The organism is Ruegeria sp. CL3, assembly GCF_056536505.1.
Genome location: NZ_JBQFPT010000018.1, coordinates 41,401 through 62,885, shown reverse-complemented (window position 1 = coordinate 62,885; position 21,485 = coordinate 41,401). Strand labels below are relative to the sequence as shown.

13 protein-coding genes are annotated in these 21,485 nt (G+C 53.1%); 8 read left to right on the top strand and 5 right to left on the bottom strand.

Going from position 1 to position 21,485, the window contains the following annotated elements:
• The 7 genes from ACR0NO_RS21080 (at position 1) to ACR0NO_RS21050 (ending at position 11,761) form a co-directional block, all read left to right on the top strand.
• Positions 1 to 3,144: an efflux RND transporter permease subunit gene (locus ACR0NO_RS21080; RefSeq protein ID WP_480725470.1), complete on the top strand. Its 3,144-nt coding sequence runs from the start codon at positions 1 to 3 to the stop codon at positions 3,142 to 3,144.
• Between the two features lie 163 nt (positions 3,145 to 3,307).
• Complete coding sequence (locus tag ACR0NO_RS21075; protein ID WP_480725468.1) at positions 3,308 to 4,918, top strand: FAD-dependent oxidoreductase; 1,611 nt, start codon at positions 3,308 to 3,310, stop codon at positions 4,916 to 4,918.
• Between the two features lie 299 nt (positions 4,919 to 5,217).
• On the top strand, positions 5,218 to 6,552 hold the full coding sequence (locus tag ACR0NO_RS21070; protein WP_480725466.1) for an adenylate/guanylate cyclase domain-containing protein: 1,335 nt from the start codon (positions 5,218 to 5,220) through the stop codon (positions 6,550 to 6,552).
• A gap of 1,386 nt (positions 6,553 to 7,938) precedes the next feature.
• Positions 7,939 to 9,030, top strand: coding sequence for a glycosyltransferase family 2 protein (locus ACR0NO_RS21065; RefSeq protein ID WP_480725465.1), 1,092 nt, complete (start codon positions 7,939 to 7,941; stop codon positions 9,028 to 9,030).
• Positions 9,002 to 9,424 carry a GtrA family protein gene (locus ACR0NO_RS21060; protein WP_480725463.1) on the top strand — a complete coding sequence of 141 codons (423 nt, stop codon included), beginning with the start codon at positions 9,002 to 9,004 and terminating at the stop codon, positions 9,422 to 9,424. The genes ACR0NO_RS21065 and ACR0NO_RS21060 overlap by 29 nt, the downstream gene beginning before the upstream one ends.
• Complete coding sequence (locus tag ACR0NO_RS21055; protein WP_170668139.1) at positions 9,394 to 10,593, top strand: radical SAM protein; 1,200 nt, start codon at positions 9,394 to 9,396, stop codon at positions 10,591 to 10,593. The genes ACR0NO_RS21060 and ACR0NO_RS21055 overlap by 31 nt, the downstream gene beginning before the upstream one ends.
• Complete coding sequence (locus ACR0NO_RS21050; RefSeq protein ID WP_480725461.1) at positions 10,586 to 11,761, top strand: class I SAM-dependent methyltransferase; 1,176 nt, start codon at positions 10,586 to 10,588, stop codon at positions 11,759 to 11,761. Before ACR0NO_RS21055 ends, ACR0NO_RS21050 begins: the two co-directional genes overlap by 8 nt.
• Before the next feature lie 683 nt (positions 11,762 to 12,444).
• On the opposite strand, the gene ACR0NO_RS21045 is transcribed toward ACR0NO_RS21050, so the two are convergent.
• Positions 12,445 to 14,151, bottom strand: coding sequence for an ArnT family glycosyltransferase (locus ACR0NO_RS21045; RefSeq protein WP_480725460.1), 1,707 nt, complete (start codon positions 14,149 to 14,151; stop codon positions 12,445 to 12,447).
• A gap of 673 nt (positions 14,152 to 14,824) precedes the next feature.
• On the bottom strand, positions 14,825 to 15,385 hold the full coding sequence (locus tag ACR0NO_RS21040) for a hypothetical protein (protein ID WP_480725459.1): 561 nt from the start codon (positions 15,383 to 15,385) through the stop codon (positions 14,825 to 14,827).
• Between the two features lie 571 nt (positions 15,386 to 15,956).
• Between ACR0NO_RS21040 and ACR0NO_RS21035 the strand changes: the two genes are divergently transcribed.
• Positions 15,957 to 16,334 (top strand): hypothetical protein, encoded by a 378-nt coding sequence (locus ACR0NO_RS21035; protein ID WP_480725458.1) that lies wholly within the window; start codon positions 15,957 to 15,959, stop codon positions 16,332 to 16,334.
• 783 nt (positions 16,335 to 17,117) lie between these two features.
• On the opposite strand, the gene ACR0NO_RS21030 is transcribed toward ACR0NO_RS21035, so the two are convergent.
• From ACR0NO_RS21030 to ACR0NO_RS21020, 3 genes are read right to left on the bottom strand one after another with little or no spacing between them, the layout of a single operon-like run.
• A complete protein-coding gene (locus ACR0NO_RS21030) occupies positions 17,118 to 18,872 on the bottom strand; it encodes a SulP family inorganic anion transporter (protein WP_480725456.1) in 1,755 nt (584 codons plus the stop codon).
• A 23-nt stretch (positions 18,873 to 18,895) separates the two neighbouring features.
• On the bottom strand, positions 18,896 to 20,575 hold the full coding sequence (locus ACR0NO_RS21025) for a bifunctional protein tyrosine phosphatase family protein/NAD(P)/FAD-dependent oxidoreductase (RefSeq protein ID WP_480725455.1): 1,680 nt from the start codon (positions 20,573 to 20,575) through the stop codon (positions 18,896 to 18,898).
• A gap of 21 nt (positions 20,576 to 20,596) precedes the next feature.
• Positions 20,597 to 21,481 carry an MBL fold metallo-hydrolase gene (locus tag ACR0NO_RS21020; RefSeq protein ID WP_480725453.1) on the bottom strand — a complete coding sequence of 295 codons (885 nt, stop codon included), beginning with the start codon at positions 21,479 to 21,481 and terminating at the stop codon, positions 20,597 to 20,599.
• Positions 21,482 to 21,485: the final 4 nt, after the last annotated feature.

The window sequence follows — 21,485 nt, the reverse complement described above, 5'->3', positions numbered from 1 at the left end:
ATGGGGCGTTTTTTTGTCACTCGACCCATCTTTGCGATCGTTGTCGCGGTTGTGACAACCATCGTTGGGTTGCTCGCGTATTTCGAACTGCCCGTTGAGCAGTACCCGGAAATCGCGCCTCCATCGATTGTGGTCAGGGCGAGTTACCCCGGAGCAGACGCTGAAACGATTGCCGCTACGGTCGCGACCCCGTTGGAGCAAGAAATCAACGGTGTTGAGGGCATGCTCTACATGTCTTCCTATTCGACGGCTGACGGGTCTATGTCGCTGACGATAACGTTTGAACTGGGCACCAATCTCGACGCTGCTCAGGTTCTTGTCCAAAACCGCGTTTCTATCGCTGAACCGCGCCTTCCGCAGGAGGTCAGGGCGCTCGGCGTCACGACGAACAAGTCTTCACCCGATCTCATGATGGTCATACATATGCTCTCACCCGATGAGACTTTTGACCAACTTTATGTATCCAACTACGCCCGTTCGCGTGTCAGAGATCGCCTTGTGCGTCTTGATGGTGTTGGCGATCTGATTATTTTCGGTGAACGGGAGTTTTCGGCGCGCGTGTGGTTGGACCCGGACCGGCTTGGCTCGCTAGGATTGACGTCCGGAGATGTCGTCGCGGCGCTGCGCGAACAAAACGTTCAGGTTTCGGGCGGTTCCTTGGGATCACCGCCCAATGCGACCGACAGCGCCTTTCAAGTGACGCTCACAACGCAAGGTCGATTGGAAGATCCACGCCAATTTGGTCGGGTTATCGTCAAGTCGACTGACGACGGGCGCGTCGTACGAGTTAGGGATGTGGCGCGGGTTGAAATCGGAGCACGCTCCTACGTGACAAACTCGTACCTTAACAACAAACCGGCTGTGGCCCTCGGCATTTTCCAACGACCAGGTTCGAACGCATTGGCGTCGGCGGATGAGATTTTGGCGGTTGTAGAAGAGTTGTCACAGGATTTCCCATCCGGGCTTGAGTATCAGGTGGTGTACAACCCTACAGAATTCATCGAAGCCTCGGTGAACGCGGTCTATCGAACTTTGTTCGAAGCCGTATTGCTGGTTGTTGTTGTGATCGTTGTTTTCCTTCAGAGTTGGCGAACGGCCATAATACCGTTGATCGCCATTCCCGTGTCACTTATCGGGACATTTGCCGTGATGCTGGCGCTTGGATACTCTCTGAATTTGCTGACGTTGTTCGGGCTTATTCTGGCGATCGGGATCGTCGTTGATGATGCCATCGTTGTGGTCGAAAACGTTGAACGAAACATCAAAAACGGCATGTCTCCGAAAGATGCGTCCGCCCGCACCATGGACGAGGTCCAAAATGCGATCATCGGGACAACACTGGTTCTGATTGCTGTCTTTGTGCCAGCCGCTCTGGTTCCCGGCATTACCGGCCAGTTCTACAGGCAATTTGCTGTAACGATTTCCGTCGCAACAGTTATTTCGACCATCAATTCACTTAGCCTTTCGCCGGCGATGGCCGCCGTGATCTTGAAGCCCATCTCCAGTGCACCAACACGAAACCCGCTGGCCTTTGTCACAGACCCGCTCAGCAACGGGTTCAACAGGGGGTTTGATGCAATGGCGTCCGCTTATGGTCGGACCGTGCACGCATTGTCTGGTTCAACCGGGATGCGCAGCATCGTCCTTTTGGTTTTTGCCGGATTGATGGGCGGAACATACTGGATCACGACAAAAGTACCGACCGGGTTCATCCCGGAAATGGACCAAGGATACGCCATCGTCGTGGTGCAACTGCCAGATGGTGCAGCACTGGACCGGACCGACGATATCATCAGGCAAGCGACTGAGATAGCATTGGAAACACCCGGGGTCACAAATGCTGTGGCATTTGCGGGTTTCTCGGGGGCGACGTTTACCAATGCAAGCAATCAAGGTGTTATTTTCACCACCTTTGAGAGCTTCGAAAGCCGTCAGGAAAACGGGCTGACTGCAGGTGCTATCGTGGGCCAGCTTTTTGGCCGGATGCAGGCCCTGCGCGAAGCCTTTATCATCGCCATTGCACCTCCGGCGGTCCGCGGGGTCGGCACTGGTGGCGGTTTCAAGCTTCAGCTTCAGGAACTTGAAACCGCAGACATGTCCCGCGTGTTGCAATCTGCCTATGCTGTCATGGGCAGTGCAAGCCAGTCGGACAAGGTTCAGGGCGTTTTCACGACCTTTTCGTCCGGATCACCGCAGCTGTACCTTGAGATCAATCGCGTTCGGGCACAAATGCTCAACGTCCCGATTGGCGAAATATTTGAAGCACTCTCGATCAACCTCGGGTCTGCCTATGTGAACGACTTTAATGCTTTCGGGCGTCTTTTTCAGGTGCGCGCGCAGGCGGACGAGCCGTTCCGTCTGAACCAGAGTGATATTCGAAGTCTGCGAGTTCGTTCCGCAACAGGAGCTTTGGTTCCGTTGGGCACATTGGTTACCGTCCGCGAAACCGCGGGGCCCGCCTTGGTTCAGCGCTACAATCAACAGGTGTCTGTGCCGGTTCAGGGGTCGCCAGCACCCGGTGTGTCAACGGGGCAGGCATTGCTGGAGATGGAAGCACTCGCAGAAGCCGTCATGCCGCCAGGGTTGGATTTCGAATGGACCGAGCTTGCTTTGCAGGAACGAAATCAGGGAAACACGGCAGCATACATCTTTGCATTTTCAGTGCTGTTTGCCTTTCTGTTTCTTGCGGCGCTCTACGAAAGCTGGACGCTGCCGATGGTCATTATTTTGATCGTTCCTCTCGCTGTATTAGGCGCGATGTTGGGGGTGATGTTTCGAGGTATGGACAACAATATACTGACGCAAGTTGGGTTGATTGTTCTTGTGGGGCTTGCCGCAAAAAATGCCATTCTCATCGTGGAGTTCGCCAAACAAGCACAGGAAGAACGTGGGTTGTCAGCTATTGATGCCGCTGTCGAGGCCAGCCAATTGCGCTTGCGGCCAATATTGATGACTGCATTCGCGTTTATACTCGGCGTTGTGCCCTTGATGATTGCAGTCGGCCCCGGTTCAGAGATGCGACAGGCTCTTGGAACGGCAGTATTCTTTGGCATGTCGGGCGTAACTCTGCTTGGGCTGTTTTTCACACCTGTTTTCTATGTGGCCATGCGCACGGTATTCCCGATGCGGCAAGCCACGACGTAAGCCAATGGTGCAGTGACCGATACATTGCATGGCTCACTGCACGGGAAGCAGCATGCGAAACTCGGTAGGTCTATTGCGGTGACCTTAGTGCCGAATGAAAGGGTGAAAATCTCGAAATAGCCGCTAGGTCTTGTAGCAGCGCTGACCGTCAGGAGAACAGCAAATGGAGAGCCTCGCTGCCAATCTTCGCGAAATGACGCGAACGCCTTTGCACCAGAGCCATGTCGAAACCTTGAAAGCGTTAGGCACTGAAGTGAGTTTTGAGGCAGGCCAAATGATCGCTGAGGTTGGCGATCCAATGGACCAGTTTATCTACATTGTCAGCGGTCGGGTTGAGGTAATTGATCCAAAAACGCGAGAGGCTTATCTACCGACGTCCCTTGGGCCAACGCAGTTTCTGGGGGAGATCGCGTTTCTCAGCGGCGGGGTCTACTCGCTGCCGATGCGTGCTATAAAGAAGACGCACGCTATCTCTGTACCGCGCGAGAAGATGCTGGACGCAATGTCGCGCATTCCAGAGATGTCAGATATCGTCATATCTGTATTTTCCGCACGTCGCCGACGTCAAATCGAAGACAACGACAGTTCTCTGAAACTGATTGGCGCTGACCTCGATCGCAACATTCGTCAAATTGAAGAGTTTGCTATCCGAAATAAGATCCCATTCCAAACGATGGACCTGGGTTCCGAGACTGCATGTGAGGTCGCGCAGGCCTGTCACCTGACAGGCCATCAGCCGGCGGTAATCTTTGGCGACAGCTTGGTGGTTGACAACCCGACCCCAGCCACGGTCGCCCGATTGCTCGGGCTCGAACAGTCTTACGATTGTCGAGAGGTCATAGATGTATTGATTGTCGGAGGTGGCCCGGCCGGGGTTGCGGCTGCGGTCTACGCTGGTGCCGAAGGGCTGTCCGCGATTGTTGTGGAGGGCCTCGCGGTTGGGGGGCAGGCTGGGACATCCAGTCGGATCGAGAACTACATGGGCTTTCCGACAGGCATATCGGGTGCAGACCTTGTATGGCGAGGGGAAGTCCAAGCCATGAAGTTTGGCACCCGATTTGTTCGACCAAAACGGGCTACGCAATTGCAACGTCAATCTGATGGCGTGTTTTGTGTAACGCTGGATGATGGGCAAAAGCTAAGGGCACGTTCGGTCGTAGTCGCCACGGGGGTCCAGTACCGGCGCTTGCTGTTGGATAGACTGAAGGATTTTGAGGGTTTAGGCATCTACTATGCCGCGACTGAAATGGAAGCGCGCTATTGCAAGGGCGCAGAAGTCGTCGTCGTTGGGGGCGGAAACTCCGCGGGGCAGGCGGCGATGTACCTGTCGCGATCCGCAAAACATGTCCATGTACTGGTGCGAGGAGACAGCTTGGCTGCATCGATGTCCGATTACCTGCTGTCAAGGTTGGAGGCGGACCCGGCGGTCACCATCCACTACAAGTCCCAGCTAAAGACACTTCTTGGGGACAAATCCATGTCCAAGGTTATCATTGAGCGTGACGGATCAGACTGGCCACTAGACTGCAGCGCCGCTTTTGTAATGGTTGGCGCTGCACCCAATACCGAATGGCTGTCGCAGAGCTGCCAGCTGGACTCACGCGGCTTCGTGGTCACGGGCAACGAGGCCAATGCCGGATCATCTTTCGCAACGTCTTGTCCCGGGATATTTGCCGTGGGCGATGTGCGCGCAGGGTCGGTCAAGCGCGTGGCCTCTGCGGTGGGCGAAGGGTCAGTTGTCATATCCCAAGCTTGGGAATACCTGCAAAACTGAATGCTTTTATCCGTGTAAGAGCTACTTCGCTGTCGTGCCTGGGCTTGCCCAGCTACAACCAGACAGAGTTTTTCCTTTGCCAACGCGGTCTCCAGCTAGGCCTTAATTGATAGGTTGTTTTGAACCTCAGGGGAGTGTGGGTCAAAAATGGGTGCGCTTCATTCGCGTTTTTGGCTTGTTGGTCAGGAAGGTATAAATGTCAGTCACGATACACTTTGATATTGTGCAAATTGGAAGCAGAAACCCTTGCAACTTGCGACGGCAGTATTTGACTTAATTCCCATTCGGCGGAGCCAGATTTGACAGAAATCGACGCGCAAAAATTCGCAATGGAGGCCGAAAGAAGACTCACAAAAGCCGAGCAGCGCGGACTACGCTTGGCGATTGCTTGTCGCACCTTCATTACCGCTGCAGCATTTTTCTGGTACTTGGGTTCAACACTTTTTTTTCCTGAGTTCAGTACGAGACAAGTCACGACCTTCGCATTGTTCGCGTTCACTGCAATCGGCGTCGCCCATCTCGTATTGATTGGCACCAGCTATGACAGGACATGGATCAAATATGCCGTTTACGCACTGGATTCATTGGCGATCTGTTCGCTTTTTGCGCTCGTCCCCATCAGCAGGGCCGACGACGTGCCGCAGATCATCGCGTTCCGCGCCTATGGAATATACTACCTCTTTCCAATAGTCGCTTTGTCGTGCCTCAGCCTTTCCTGGCGTCTTGTGCTCTGGACTGGAGGCCTTTGCGTAGTTGGATGGTGGGCGGCATTCATTTGGGTCACGTTGCCGATGGAGCGGACACTGTCATGGGCAGATATGTCAGCGATGGCCACCCGCGAAACCTATGAGGCTGTGTTTCTTTCCATTGATTTCATCGGTCGCGGCAATCGCATCGAAGAAACCGGGATGCTGCTATTTGCGACGTGCATTTTAGCAATTGCCGTATTCAGAAGCCGAGCGGTCTTCTTTGCGCAAGTTGAAGCTGATCTGGAGCGCGGTCGCGAACGCGCAAAAAGACAACATGTCTCGGACCTTCTTAGCAAATACCTGCCGGAAGAAATTGCGAAGAAGCTCATAGACGAAAACGCTCCGCTTAGACCTAAGAAATCATTTGGTACGGCGCTCGTGATGGATATTGCCGAGTTTACAAGATTTTCCTCACAGCATTCTCCGGACGAAGTGATCAAACGCCTGGATCTCTTTCTCACGGACGCGACTGAGGATGTTTCAGCCGAAAATGGGATTGTTATTTCTTATCTTGGCGACGGATTTCTTGTGACATTCAACACACCGGTCAAAGTTGAAACGCCTGCGGACGCGGCGGTAAGAACTGCAAAAACCTTGCACGCGACGGCTGGCAGGCACGGGCTTTCAATCCGGATTGGCATCGCAAGCGGAGAGCTTGTCACAGGCACGATCGGGTCCGACATCCGCCAGTCGTTCACTGTGTACGGAGATCCCGTCAATCTTGCTTCTAGGCTAGAAGCTAAATGCAAATCGCTCCGCGCGGCGATGCTTTTGGATGCCGCAACCAATGATGCTCTATCGGGGATTGATCGGCTAGTGAGCTTTGGTTCGGTTGAGATCGACGGTCTGGCCGAACCTATCGCCGTATTTGGTACTGACAAGTAGTATGTAAAGCTGTTTGGCTGTTTGCTCCGTGCGTCACCTTTTCGGTTACCGCAATCGAAAGCGCGCTCAATATGCAGAACAAGAAATTCTGTCAAATACATCCGCATAGCGGTCGAATAAAATTGAACTATGGCACAACTACGGAAGTTAATTGCAAGCGGACATTCGAATTATATTTGTCAACGGCGACAAAGTCCCTCTTTACCGACCTCGGGCACGCGTCAATCTCGTAGGCACTGCCAATGGCGGGTTCAATGAAGCTGCATTGCGAAATGAACCGAAGCGCTGAATGGCTGGTATGGGCCGTGCGCTAGGAGAGAGTGTTCTGTCCGATCGGCCAAGTCCTAGCAAGACACACAGCGCCTGTTTCCAGGTTGCAAAGAGGCTCAATTGCTTTCTGTTTGACGCAGGCTTGAAGCGCTTGAACCGCTGAAACGCTCAAAAAGCGCAAAAAACACAGGGTGTTGAATTTAATAGGGGACGAGTCTCAACATTTAAGTCCCATTATTTTGGTGCTCCGACAATAGTGTCGGATCACCTAATTTGTGAGACTGCGGTTGAATCAAAATCAGTTACTTAAGGCTTTGAATTTTTGAGACTCCAGATTTCACTATTTTCTGGCCGAGCGATCGAGAAGCAGTCCTTCGTTTAATGCGCCGAGAATGTCGGGAACGAGCCCAATGCGGGCTTTTAAATGACCGCCGGCCCTGCCCAAAAGCTAAGCGCGGGGGGCGGACCCGGAATTACGTTTGTCGGTGCGCTGCATTACAGATTGTTCCGTGTTGGACTGTAGGTAGTCGCGCAACCTGCTCCAGCTCTTCTTCGCTCGGCATAAAGTTCCACATCATGGGCGTAGCCACTACTGGGATTTGTATTTTTTGTGCTGTCCTGCCCAGAATGTTATTTTCGGTCGCGAACGTTCTTCCTTCGGCTTCCGCCGAGCCATCGGATCCACGGCAACGTTCACAACGCAATCGGTCTGTCTCGGCTAGTTAAATCGATTCCCCTGCTACGACTTGAGGTGCAAAATCTTCACTCTGCGCTTTTGCCGGGAGAGCAAAGCTGACTGAAATGAGAAGTATGCTAGTAAGTACTTTCAACTTGGAGTACCTCCTTCTTTTGATACTATAGAACCGTGCGAAAAACCCTGCGGTGCGGTAGCCATTTGACCTTGCTCTAACGCTCTCGCGGAGCGGACATCCGAGAGCATTTGGGCTGGCTCAAAACTGAAAAGACATTGCAGGTTTCTGCTCTCAGCCCAAAGCCGTTTTCGAACTCCGCCGGGAAACCAGCAACGACCGAAAACGAAGCAACCCGAGACCAGCGTAGCCGTTTCCTGCCGTGGCACAGCTACCCTTTCGGGTTTCTCTTGGCACTGGTTCGAAAATGGTTCTTTGCCTCTTTTTCATAGTGCGAATCAATGGTAACCAAGCCGAAAACGAGGTTTTTCTATTGGCGAACTCTAGTTCTTCGACTCAATACGTTTCACATGGCATGTCGGAGTGTAAATCGGCAGGCGACGCTGCCGATACAACTTCAAGCGAACAAAAGTTAATTTCAGTGGTCATACCAGTTTTTAATGAAGAACTGTGTGTAGTTGAGACTCTTCAGAGGTTGAACGCTCTGAGAGATGGCATGGCCAAGAGAGCTGATTTGGAATTCGTCTTGGTTAACGATGGTTCTTCTGACACGACTGGCCAAATAATCGCTGCAGAGGCCGCGCTGAATACGCACGTGAAGCTGGTCGAACTTAGTCGGAACTTCGGCCACCAGGTCGCGGTCACAGCTGGGCTTGACGCCGCAAGGGGCGATTATATTGCTATCATAGACGGCGACCTTCAGGACCCACCGGAATTAATCGAGCAAATGTATGAAATCGCGTTGGAAGGATATGATGTAGTCTATGGCCAAAGACGTGAAAGGTTAGGAGACACTTGGTTCAAAAAGGCTTCAGCTTCTGCGTTCTACCGACTGCTTAATGCACTTTCTGACACCCCGATCCCAAATGACACTGGCGATTTTCGACTGATTTCCAGGCGCGTGGCGATCGTTCTTTCTGACATGCGAGAACGAAATCGCTTCCTTCGTGGAATGGTGCCATGGGTTGGTTTCACCTCGTACGCGTTTCAATATGACCGTGATCAACGACGTGCGGGTACGACTAAATATCCACTTCGCAAGATGTTGGGTCTTGCGACCAATGCAATTACGTCATTCTCGAGCAAGCCTCTCTTGCTAGTCGTTCGCCTGGGATTGTTTATGTTGGGAATTGGAGCGTTCAGCGGCGTGTGCTTGCTCTGCCTTAAGCTCTTCACAACAACGGTTGTTCCAGGTATTACCTCAATTCTGATTTCAATTTTGGTCTTCAATGGTCTTCAGATCCTGATAATTGGGGTTGTCGGGACTTACGTTGCCAAGATGTTTGACGAAATCAAAGGCCGACCACTCTATGTTGTTAAGCGTACGATCAACATTTGAGAGGCTTCTCAGCTACTTCTGCGCGGTGACTGTCGGGTTTACTGCCGATGTCTTGGTGTTTCTCGCCCTTTCGAAGCTTGGCTGGCCTATTCTACCTGCAAATGCCGTGGGTTTTCTGATCGGTGCATCAGTAAACGTTCTGCTTATACGTAGGTTAGTGTTTCGAGGTACGCCGGTTCCACGTCATTTGGATTTGCTATTCACTATAACCAACAACGTGGCTATCATGTTGCTGGGCTCTTTGATCATCTGGACATTGTCGTTGAAGTTTGGTTTATCCCTACTCACTGCGAAGTTTGTGGCAAACGGCTGCACGCTCATATTGAACTTCGCGATAAGAACTCTTCTCGAACGGTATTGGCCTTGTTCTCAGATCTCTCGAAAAAAACCCTAGCGCGCGCCGCACTCCTTCAGGATGCGCCGGTCTATGTGCAGTTCTATGTCACTGCTCGCTGTAACCTGACCTGCGAACAATGCAATATTATCTACGCGAATGCAGATGTGCGCGAAGTGACAATCGACGAAGTTGAACGGATCGCGGACAATTTCGCTGAGATGGGCGTCGCTATCGTGCTTCTTACTGGAGGTGAGCCGTTTGCCCGCCGCGACCTTGCCAAGGTCATCCATGCTTTCGAAAGCCGCGGCGTTCATGTTCGGATGCAGACCAACGGCTTCGCGTCCGAAGACCGTATTGCTGAGGCCGTAGAGGCTGGCGGTCGAGATATCTCGATTTCGCTCGACAGCCTGCATGGTGCGCAACAAGATCGCATCAATGGTGATTTCGACGAAAGTTGGCACCAAGCCCTAAAGGCGATCGCGGCGTTCACGCAGTATCTTCCCAAGCACAACAGTTTCGCATCTTTAGGATGCGTGATGCAACCCTCTAACCTGTCGGACATCGAAGATGTAGTTCGCTTCGGGACAGAGATCTCGTGGTTCACGTCGCTTGTCCCGGCCCATGTCAGCAGTTTCGGACGCCCACGCGGGTTTCGCACGTTTGACCAAAGCCTGCGCTTCCGGCCCGAAGAACTGGGCGAAGCGGACAAGTTGCTCGATCGAATTCGCAAAATGCGCAAAGAGGGTTTTCTGCTTTATGATAGCGATCAGTATATCGACGATATAAAGCGCTTTATTCGCGGCGAGGCGACCACGTGGAGAAACAAGAACAAAGGTGTTTGCGACTCACCTAACTTGTATTTCGCGCTACTACCGAACGGAAACTTTGCACCATGCTGTGATTTCCGTTTGCCGACGAAGTATCCCGCATACGACCCGCATTTCCCAAAAACCTACCGAGAAGCCGCTTTCCGCAAGGAAGTGCATAAAGTGGTCAGTGAATGCGATGGTTGCATGTATGGCAGTTATCCCGAGATAACCATCTCCATGCGTTTCATGGCTGCCAAGTTGCAAAGGGTTCAGACATTTCTCACTTCACCGCCCGAGAAGAAATGGCCTGTTACTTACGAAGAGCTGTTGGAAAAAGCCGAGCGCATACGTAATGAAAAACGCGAGAGACCGCAATCCCGTCAGCTCCCAGAAAAGAAAGCTCAAGTAAGTGCCTAAAAAGATCCGTTTTGAGGCTTTCAAGTATCGTTTCCTTATCGAAGCCGAAAAGCATCCCATGACGCAAGGAATGAAAGCTTCCTCGGCATGGGACATATTCGTGGACGAGCTTGAATTTGCATACGACGCCGGAGATGTGGTCATCACCCACCCTTCATATCCGGGTCTCTGCGAACGCGTAGCGTTGAACGAGGCAGTCCTCTACAAGCGCGGCGACAACGAAATTGCGATCAGCAAACAAGAGACCGCAGGTCTCAGATTTGCTAACGACAAAGTGCAAGACGAAAACGAAGACTTTTTTCGCAATGTACTTGTGAAGGTCGGTATTGCTTCAGGGTTTGAGGAACAGGCCGGTGAAAAAGCCCGGATCGAAGCGGAACGCGAGTTTCACGATGCTTGGGCCGCCAGCGAGGATCTGTCCAAGATTGATGTAAGGCTTGCCAACGAAGCCTGCACGGCTCCGGAGATGCGGCACATCGCAAAAAAACTTGGGGACCTATCGGGCAAAACGGTGCTTGATCTAGGGTGCGGACTTGGCGAGGTGAGCGTCTATTTCGCGACCCTCGGTGCTGAGGTGACTGCCTCTGATCTATCTGCAGGAATGTGCGAGGCTGCCGGCCAACTGGCTCAGATCAATGGGGTTTCGATCAATACCCATGTTGCGTCATCCGAGTCGCTTGGACTTCCGGAGGACGCAAAATTCGACGTGATTTATGCGGGCAATATGCTCCACCATGTCGACATTGATGCCACCCTCGCGCAAGCCTTGCCCCATCTCAAGGAAGACGGCACATTTGTCAGCTGGGATCCTGTTGCCTACAATCCGGTCATTAACGTTTATCGTCGGATGGCCATGGAGGTCCGAACGGACGACGAGCATCCACTCACCAGAGCTGACGTCGCAAATATCACCAAGCACTTTGAACGCAGCGAAACCCGGTTTTACTGGCTTTCAACCCTTGTGATCTTCATTATTATGGCGGTTTTTCAGCGACGCGATCCGAACAAGGAAAGATACTGGAAAGCCGTAGTGCAAGAGGCGCCGAATTGGGAGCGGCTCTACACGCCTCTGGAGCGCTTTGACACGCTCTTGATGAGGCTTCTTCCGCCGCTGCGCTGGCTATGCTGGAATGTCGTAGTGATTGCGCGAAATCCACGGGCCAAGTGATGCAAGAATAGGGCGCTGCGTCGAGAAACTCTCAATTCGGAGCGGTTCACGACGACCAAGTAGGCCCAGATCGTCATCAATAACTGGCTCAAGCAATACAATCACACCCGCCCTCATCAGGCGTCCACCAGTTCCAGAAACCTTACTAGAGAAACCGACTGACTAGTGGCCCAAGAACAGGAGGCTAGACAGTCGATCGCGGTCCCCGTGTGAGGAGGTAACTACGTGACCATCGGTTTGGCAATGCTCAAAACTGACTAGTACCGTGCGGCGATAGAAAGAATTCTGGCATCTTCGGAGACTCAAGAGGCCAAGGTCTTCTTCTTTCAGCCGAGATCGATTGGGGCAAAAAAATATTGCACCCAAGCTACCTCCTTCAGTTCAGTCGAGATGTGTAGACGTTAATAGCGGCGCAAATAGGTACTTCGACTTGTTTCTCGTTTCACAATGCACACCTCAAGTAAGTTCGAATTCCAGCTTCGGTTGCTGGGGTGGCCTGCTGAACAACAACACCGACAAGATCGTCATTTTCCCCAAGCGATGGCTTCCGGGCGAGGAACGCGGCCCTTAACTGGAAGGTTGCGATGACGCGCATGTGACTATCCTGGCTTTGAGAAGATAGAAAACTTCTCTTCGGCATAACGTAAATCTGAATTTCTTGAGGCTTGGCGAAACAGTTTCGCTTACTGGCAGAAGGTATATGCGACGGCATCGGACATTCCTGGGAACACCGCTTCAAACTCTACACTACCACGTTCGCACTCCAAACTGTTGGCCTTTGCAATATGCGATGTGATCTCCTCTTTGGTTCGAGTGCGCTCCTCCAAAGTCGCGTGGTCCTCCAAGTTTAAAATAAACTTTGGAGACTTTGAACCAATACACTCAATCAGAGCGCCAGCTATCTGGGGGTCGCTGACGAAATGATTGTAGATCATGCAAGTTTCGGGCTTTGCTTCCAGTACGGCATAGATTCCTGGAAAACCGCTCAGAATAAGGCCTCCTTGTCCTTCGGTCTTCCCGTCAAATTCTTTTTGAAATGCCTCAATCACCGGCACTTTCTCGTTACTTACCAAGATGCCTTTGAAGATGCTCACGTCGGTAAAGCTGCGTCCCACGAAAAATGTCGAAGGATCTCGATAGGGCGTGAGCTGCCAAAGTGTCAGGTAGATCGATAAGACACCGAAGAGCAGCGCGTGGGGCATCCATCTCCCCACACCACGCTCAGCCCGTATGCCCAATGTCGCAAGGGCAGTTGCAATTGGGAGCAGGATCATCATCGCGGCAACACCCGCGATCACGCCTCCGCTGCTTGTTCCGGCGAACGCCGTGAACTGGCAAATAGCAACAATGCCCACCGCTCGAATTGGCCACTCGCTGGACCCGTTAGAACGTGCTGCAGTCCGCGCTGTGAATTGTGCAACAGCGCACAGCACAGGCCATCCCGCCAAGGTGTCAGTTCTAGGTCCGGGATATGGCAAACCAGCGGCCCGAAACTCAAGGATGTCGTGCACAATAGCAAACAGGAACAGGCAGGTCAGACAGAACAGGACAACCAAGAGGAGATTTCGCAATCCTCTCGGGGCGGGCGCAAAAAGAGCAGCAAGCATCAAAAGAAGGATAGCAAGATAGTCGCGTTGCATTTCGCGATCTGTCCAAAAACTTCCAACTGAAAAGCCTGAACTAAACCGTAGAGAACGCATAACGTCCTCAAAATCTGTAAGCGAAAGTATGACAGCCAATCCCAACGCACCAAAAAGCAACCCAAAACCGATCACTCGGAGAAGCGGATCAAACTGCTTGGACACCAAAAGGTAGATCAATAGGATTGCTGCCATTACCAAACCGGCGACAGGATAGGCTACGCCGGCCACCACAATCGTAGCGGCCCACCACCACGGCCTGACGGTCTTGGGCGATGCGAAGAGTAAAGCAAAAACAATCCACATCGCTTGAGCTACTGTGTTGTAACTAACAGCAAAAATAGAATGGTGGGTTACCGCAAAACTCAATGCGACCGCCGCCAGAAGTGCGTTGGAGGGCTCTAGACCCAGACCGACAAGCCTGCGGCAACAAAACCAGCAAAGAAAAATTAACCCGATCACACAGAGCGCTCGTCCGAACAAAATAATACCCGTGTCACCGAACGCGAAAAGGTACGCCTTAAAGAACGGGAGAACGAAAACATAAACAAGTTGCTGGATATACAGATCATTAGAAAAGAAACGGTTCGTTTCGGCGAGTCCAATGGCTTGGTAATAGTATTGGATTTCGTCTGTGAAATCTAAGCCGATCAAACTCCGCATAGTCAAAAGACAAAGGAATGCTCCTAGAAAAATGAAGAACTTTACCTTTTCTAGGTTTTTGCAGTCGCCTAACACTTTCATTTGCATAGCCGCCGATATTGAAGTTTTTTTAAGAACACAGAAGAACCGCCGCTTTCTTTTTTATGGATCACACAGTCACTGGTCGAATACGCCTTCGCTTTGCACCCTAGAGAGGATTCAAGCAACCATTTTCGAACTAGTTTCGAGAGAAGTTAGGATCTTGGATGGCATCTGCGCGATGGAAGGAAATGGCTATTCCGGTCATGGGTTGCCCCGCTTGCGGTCATTGCTGGTTTCCCGTCGAAATTGGACAGCTGCCTTGGGCCGGCAGCAGCGGTCCATGCTGCCGAGTCCAAAAGCGGCCTTGTCCCGCGTCTTACCTGTTCATAAGGCGTGCAGCTAATGTCGATCCATACAAACCAGCCTTTGGTGCAGATCGCGGCGAATGTGTCAGGAGAGCCCAGAACCACTGATGCTGCGTGACGCATGTATGACTGGTTCGCGGAACTCATTGGCTTTTTCGGCAGATTAGTCACCTGCAAGCGGCGGGTTTTACCTTACATCCGGGAACTGTAAAGCTTTCGAGCAAGGCACGTGTCCGGGCGGCCCGATTTCGAGGCATTTGGGGCGCGTGGATTTTACGAACAATAAGGCGGATGGGTCCTACCTGACTGGAGCGTACGGTTGGTTATCAGCTTGTTATTGGTTATCAGCTTGTTAACTGCAGTGGCGGAAGCTTTCATTGAATTTCTTCTACGCTCAGGCTCCCATGATAGTCGATCAATACGTTTGCCGAAAAGCCTTTCAGGAATATCTTAGAAAAGGCACCCCGATTATGTGGTCGATCAAGCAAGAGCGACCAACAACGCATTACATTTGGCGAACACGCCGCGGTGGCAGACGCCACTGCGGATCTGCTTCGCAGCTCTGCCCGGATGCTACGAAGATCGTTATAGGATGGAGCTATGATGTCTTTTGCGAGAGGTCTTTTGATGACCTGCAGCGCGACGCTCGGCTCATCACGGCCGATTTGCCAAACAGAATCTCTGAGGTAGCGATAGGCTGTCTCTCCCCTTGGACTTCCGGTGCCCCAGCTCGACGGAAGAGGAACGACGGGCCAATGCGGGCGATATGCAAGTTGCAGTTGCTCAATTTTCTCAGCCGACAGCGTCGACCAAATGTCATCTCCCTGCTGACCGCGGTCCCGACGACGCTCCAACCAGAAGACCAGGTTGGGTTCCCGGTTCACGTAGTCCCAGACTTCGGGGTTGATCTCTTCGGCAAACCAAAAATCCCGCATGAACCAAAGTTGCCGCTGCTATTCGTGCCGATGGGGCAGCATGCCTATCCCAGGGCGACACTGCGATCTCGGATCAGAGAAAGGAGGGCCTCGCGATCTCCAAAACTCGCGGTCATTTCGAAGAGTTTTTCGAGGGTATGGATCGCAAGTCCTGAAAATCGCCGAAGCCATTCAAGCGGAAGTGTGGCTCTGAGGTGGTTGAGCATTGGCTCGCGCTGCAGGATATGCAGATCACAGAAACCGCCAGGTACTTCCAGCGCGGGCTCAAGATAAACCCGCGCATAGGCCTCGCGCTCGTCAGGGGAGAGCTAAGCCAATCGCTGAACTTCCGTGTGGAATGCCTCTTGCTCGCCGTCTGCATAGGTGTGGTGACCGCCGGTGTCGGGTAGGATGGCAAGCGCCACCTCTTGGGCCACCCCATCCAAGGTGCCAGTGGCGCGATATTCCGCAAGAGCCCCGGCTAGGATGTGATTTCGTTGCCGACCAACATGCCCATGACTGGAATGGCGATGCAACGCTCCAAACGGTTTGGGATCAGATCATCTCCTATGAGCAGTTCCTACTTAAAGTCATGAAGCAGAGGACAGTGCGATCGAAGAGACAGCGCCTTGTCTCCGAGTTCCGCGGACTACTCGATCTTCTGCTCAGCACTCAAAAACCAAATGACCTGCGTCCGGTTGATGTGCTCGACAGCGCGCATTTTCCATCACCGGCCAAGCTAGGCTTCGCAACCCGTCAGTTGATGCAGCCATGTCACATCTGTCATCTGGTGGAAAGTCGTAAGGCTTTAGCAATCGTGATTTGCATGCTCGAAGATAAAGTTGAAGGATACGGATTCGACTCAGGAGCATCACCTATGCATCGAATCCGAGAGTTGATGTACCGCGATACCTTTGGCCGGTTTGAACAACACATCCTCAACATCGCCAGGCTCGCGCTTCCAATCTGAAGGGCCAGGGTTCTGGAATTTCTCTGTTGATCGAGTCCCAAAATTGGAGTCTCCTTTTTAAGGGAACTTAACAAATAGGCGCTTTCTCTATCGATTATCTAATAATAATGATTATGTTATTTATTGGACGCTTTAGGCATAGATTTGCGCAAAGCTAAAACCTCATGGTCTGGCCTGACGTTGACCCCTTGCTAAAAAAGGCGCGCAAAGCTTCCCTAACCCAAGAAGGTGGCAGGTCGTTGCAAAAATCTGCCATAAGTTGTCAGGCAAGCACTTAAACTAATACTATAAGGTCGGCCAGCAGACTATGCCATCCGTTGCGGACATCGATCTGGATGCTCCAGGTCTCGCATTTTCTAGCCTTTTAAGACTAGCGAATCCGAAGAGGATCAAGACACTTCTACCCAACGAAATACTCGAGGTCATGGACGGGTTGGAGCCTGGTTTCAGTGATTCCGGCAAACTAACCGAACTCGCGGTTAAGATGTTGGATCCAGCTGCTACGCTTCAGGATGATACGTTGCGTTCAGAGATTATTTCGTTGATGCCGCTTAAGAAAGCGCGGGAGCTCTGCTCGAAACTCGGTAGTTTAGAGGGGCGCAACCCGTTTGATGAACTGACGAACGATTGTCTGTTTCATACAAACGGTATGGGAATGCGACTAACTTATGTCGACGAAAGACACTCCCGTCGGGGACTAGTGGACGCCATTTGTTGCCTGCTAAACATTCGCGATAAGGGTCATAGGCGGGGCGCTTCAAGAGGACATAGAGGCTGACAGATCTACAGCGTCGAGCAGTTTCGGACTGTCTCAACACCATTGTCATGCGCGCCGACCGTGATCCAAGCCTCATATTGCGATAGAAATACCCGACCGTTCAATTGATCGAGGAAATGAGATCGCTTTATTCTGTCCATAACCGGCCCCTTGACCTCGGACAGATGCAGACCGATGCCCATATCTGACAAGCGCTGGTTGATCGCCTCAAGACTTTCCAACGCGGAATAGTCAACTTCGTTCACCGCAGAAAACATCAAGATCACATGACTGACATTGCTTCCTTCAGGCACACGATGCTGGATCAGATCTTCCAGAAACCGCGCGTTGACGAAATACAGGCTTTCATCCACGCGCAACGTCACTATGGACGGGATCGTTTCAACCTCGTGACGTAGAATATTGCGGAAATGCTGGTTGCCGGGCACAAGCCCCACCTCGGCCACATGCGGGCGCGAAGTCTTGTAAAGGTGCAGCAGGATCGAGGTTACCACGCCCGAGGCAACCCCCACCTCGACCCCCAACCCCAACGTAAGGCCAATGGTGGCGGCGACCGCTACAAAATCTGCGCGAGAATAGACCCATGTCTTTTTCAGAACTGAAAAATCCACAAGACTTAGGACGGCAACAATGATCGTCGCGGCCAAAGTGGCCTTGGGCAGGAAGTAAACCAACGGGGTCAGTGCAAAGGCGGCGACGGCTAGCCCTACGGCAGTGAATGCACCGGCAGCCGGTGTTTCCGCTCCGGCATCAAAATTGACAACCGAACGCGCAAACCCACCCGTAACCGGATAGCCCCCGGTAAACGCTGCCCCCAGATTGGCCGCGCCCAAACCAATCAACTCCTGATCCGGATCAATCCGCTGGCGTTTCTTTGTGGCCAGTGTCTGCGCGACCGAGACACTTTCAACAAATCCGATGATCGAAATCAGAACCGCAGGAGCGATCAGCTCTCCTACAAGATCGAAGGAAAGATCAGGCCTTGTGAACGGAGGCAAGCCCTGTGGCACCGTCCCTACAATCTGCACCCCTTGAGCATTTAGAGCCAAAGCCCAGACAGTAACAGTTGTGGCGACCACGGCGGCGACAGGCCCGGCTTTCGTCAGAATGTCGGCAAGAACCGGCCCTACCCCCAAGAACCCAAGAAAATGTTTGAGGTGCTTGCGCATCCAGAACAAAAAGCCGGTGGCAAGGCTGCCGATTGCCAGCGTCACCCAATTTGTTTCAGGTAAATGGGCAAGGATTGATCCGACCATTTCAGGCAGTGTGTGCCCATGCGCATCGACACCCAGAATGTGCCTGAGCTGACTGGTCGCAATCAAAACGCCGGAGGCTGTGATAAACCCCGCAATCACCGGGTGGCTGAGGAAATTGGCCATGAACCCCAACCGCATCACGCCCATAAGCACCAAAAACGCGCCAGACAGAAAGGCCAACGTCAGCGCTGCGACGGCATACCCTGCAGTGCCCTGCTCCGCCACCTGCCCGATCGCGGTGGCGGTTAAAAGCGACACCACGGCCACCGGCCCGACTGCCAGCGCGCGGCTTGTCCCGAAGATCGCATAAAGCACAATCGGAACAATCGACGCGTAGATGCCAGCCTCGGGCGGCAATCCCGCCAACAGAGCGTAGGCAAGCGATTGCGGGATCAACATAATCGTCACGATCAAGGCCGCAATCAGGTCGTTGGAAAATGCGCCGCGCGTATAATTCCGGCCCCAATCCAGAACGGGGACCAATCGGCGAAGGTGGTTGATCATCTGAGGTCTTCCGATGCGCAGGACTATTCCGGGACCACGCTCAGTTTTTCAGGATGCGCCATCCATTCCTTGCCACGCAGCATTGCCTTCCAATAGACCGGCGGCAGCACGCTTTCCTTCAGAAACCACGCCAAACGACTGGGTTTTGTGCCATCTAACAGAAAGCGGGGAAAACTAGGCTTGAGTGCTCCGCCATAACCGAACTCTGCCAAAACGATCTTGCCACGCTCGACGGTCAGCGGGCACGAGCCATAGCCGTCATATTGCGCCATAGCAGACCGACCTGCGATGTCAGCCACGATGTTATCCGCCACGGTGGGCGCCTGCTTGCGTGCTGCCGCCGCTGTTTTAGCGTTCGGTGCATTCATCACATCGCCCAGGGACCAGATATTGTCAAAGCTCTTGTGCCTTAGCGTGGCCTGATCGACATCGACCCACCCAGCCGCATCCGCAAGCGGTGACACCCGTACGAAATCCGGAGCGGTCTGCGGTGGGCAGACATGGATCATGTCAAAGGAGACTTCGACCTTGCGCGGCTCATTGTCTGGTTGGGTCACCTCGAACACCGCCGTCTTTGCGGGGCCGTCGATGGCAACGAGATTGTGGAAGAAATTCAACGAGGCGTCGTATTTTTTAACATAGTCCTCCAGCGCCGGGACATAGTCCTTGACGCCGAATAGCACTCCGCTCGCGTTCATGAATTGGATGTCAATGTTACTCAATACGCCCCGCCGAGACCACGCATCGCCGGACAGGTACATGGCCTTTTGCGGCGCACCGGCACATTTGATTGGCATCGGAGGCTGGGTGAAAATTGCCCTGCCCTTTTGCATCTCACGCACCAACTGCCACGTATATGGTGCAAGATCATAGCGATAGTTCGAGGTTACGCCGTTGCGGCCAAGAGTTTCCTCTAGCCCCTCGACCTTGCCCCAATCCAGCTTCAGACCCGGGCAGACGACAAGTCGGTCGTATTTCACCACTCGGCAGCCATCCAGAACGACAGCGTTGTTGTCGGGCTCAAATGCAGCGACGGCCGCCTTGATCCAATGCACGCCTTTGGGGATCAGACTGCCCATGGTCTTGGCCGTCGTCTGGGCATCAAAGATACCGCCGCCCACCATGGTCCAACCGGGCTGGTAGTAGTGAACATCTGCCGGATCAATGACGGCAATATCCAGATCGGGTTGCCTCGATTTAAGACTGGCAGCGACCGAGATCCCCCCTGCCCCCGCGCCTACGATAACAACCTGAAAATGGGCGTCGCCCGTATCTGTTGGGGTCTTGCCGCCATTTGCGATCCGGCGGGCCACGCCGTTCATGTCGTAGCCCGCTGCCTTGGTGGCTGTCAGGATTTCGGCAATCGGCCGTTTCATAGCCTCGTGAAAAGACCAAAGCGTGGCAGAGCGTGTCCCGGTGCGACAATAGGCAAAAACCGGGCGTTGCACATCTTCAAGTGCTGCGCCAAACGCCTCGACATCCTGATCTTTCACCATGCCTGATTGCACGGGAACATAGCGGGCGTCGATCCCCGCGGCCTTGGCAGCGGCGGCGATTTCCTTGAACGAGGGCTGATCCACCCCTTCGCCATCCGGCCGATTGCAGATGATCGCGCGGAAACCTTGCGCAGCGATTGTCCCGACATCCTCGACCGAGATCTGAGGGCTGACGGTGAATTTGGGTGATAACGTGCGAAACTCCATCTCTGCTCTCCTTCTGGCCCTTTAGAGGGCGTTTACAGGCACTTTGAGCATCGGGTTGCCGTCGGGATCCTTGGGCACCTCGCCTGCTCTCATGTTGACCTGCAGTGAAGGGATAATGAGGTTTGGCATCGCCAGCGTTGCATCACGTTCGGTGCGGAACTTGACAAATTCTTCCTTTGTCTTGCCACCGCCAACGTGGATGTTGTGGGCCTTTTCTTCGGCTACGCTGGTTTCCCAGGCAATATCGCGCCCGTTCGGCCCATAGTCGTGGCACATGAACAGACGCGTTTCATCCGGCAATGCCAGAACTTTCTGGATCGAGTCATATAAAACGCTTGCGTCGCCGCCCGGAAAATCGGCGCGGGCGGAGCCGCCATCGGGCATGAACAGCGTATCCCCAACAAAAGCCGCATCACCCATGACATGAACCATGCAGGCTGGCGTATGTCCGGGCGTGTACATGGCATAGGCCTGCATATTCCCGATCATATAGGTGTCGCCATCCTCGAAAAGCGCATCGAATTGCGAGCCGTCACGTTGAAACTCGGTCCCTTCGTTGAAGACCTTGCCGAACGTGTCCTGCACCACGGTGATCTTGGAGCCGACCCCGATCTTGCCCCCAAGTTTTTCCTGAATATACGGCGCGGCGGACAGATGATCGGCATGCACATGGGTTTCGATAATCCACTCCAGCTGCAGGCCCTTGTCGATCACAGTCCGGATCAGTTCATCCGCGTGGTCGAAAGTGATACGCCCGGCCGCGTAGTCGATATCCATGACACTGTCGACGATCGCGCAAGCGCTCGAATCCGGGTCTTTCACGATGTAGCTGATCGTGTTCGTTGCAGCGTCAAAGAACGCAAATACTTCTGGCTTGATCGCCATGTTTACGGGGTAAGTGGCCATATCT

Excerpts from the sequence above, each read along its gene's own strand:
- ACR0NO_RS21080 (WP_480725470.1), top strand. The coding sequence starts at position 1 with ATGGGGCGTTTTTTTGTCACTCGACCCATCTTTGCGATCGTTGTCGCG.
- ACR0NO_RS21075 (WP_480725468.1), top strand. The coding sequence starts at position 3,308 with ATGGAGAGCCTCGCTGCCAATCTTCGCGAAATGACGCGAACGCCTTTG.
- ACR0NO_RS21065 (WP_480725465.1), top strand. The coding sequence starts at position 7,939 with ATGGTTCTTTGCCTCTTTTTCATAGTGCGAATCAATGGTAACCAAGCC.
- ACR0NO_RS21060 (WP_480725463.1), top strand. The coding sequence starts at position 9,002 with ATGTTGTTAAGCGTACGATCAACATTTGAGAGGCTTCTCAGCTACTTC.
- ACR0NO_RS21045 (WP_480725460.1), bottom strand. The coding sequence starts at position 14,151 with ATGCAAATGAAAGTGTTAGGCGACTGCAAAAACCTAGAAAAGGTAAAG.
- ACR0NO_RS21040 (WP_480725459.1), bottom strand. The coding sequence starts at position 15,385 with ATGCGGGATTTTTGGTTTGCCGAAGAGATCAACCCCGAAGTCTGGGAC.
- ACR0NO_RS21035 (WP_480725458.1), top strand. The coding sequence starts at position 15,957 with ATGAAGCAGAGGACAGTGCGATCGAAGAGACAGCGCCTTGTCTCCGAG.
- ACR0NO_RS21030 (WP_480725456.1), bottom strand. The coding sequence starts at position 18,872 with ATGATCAACCACCTTCGCCGATTGGTCCCCGTTCTGGATTGGGGCCGG.
- ACR0NO_RS21025 (WP_480725455.1), bottom strand. The coding sequence starts at position 20,575 with ATGGAGTTTCGCACGTTATCACCCAAATTCACCGTCAGCCCTCAGATC.
- ACR0NO_RS21020 (WP_480725453.1), bottom strand. The coding sequence starts at position 21,481 with ATGGCCACTTACCCCGTAAACATGGCGATCAAGCCAGAAGTATTTGCG.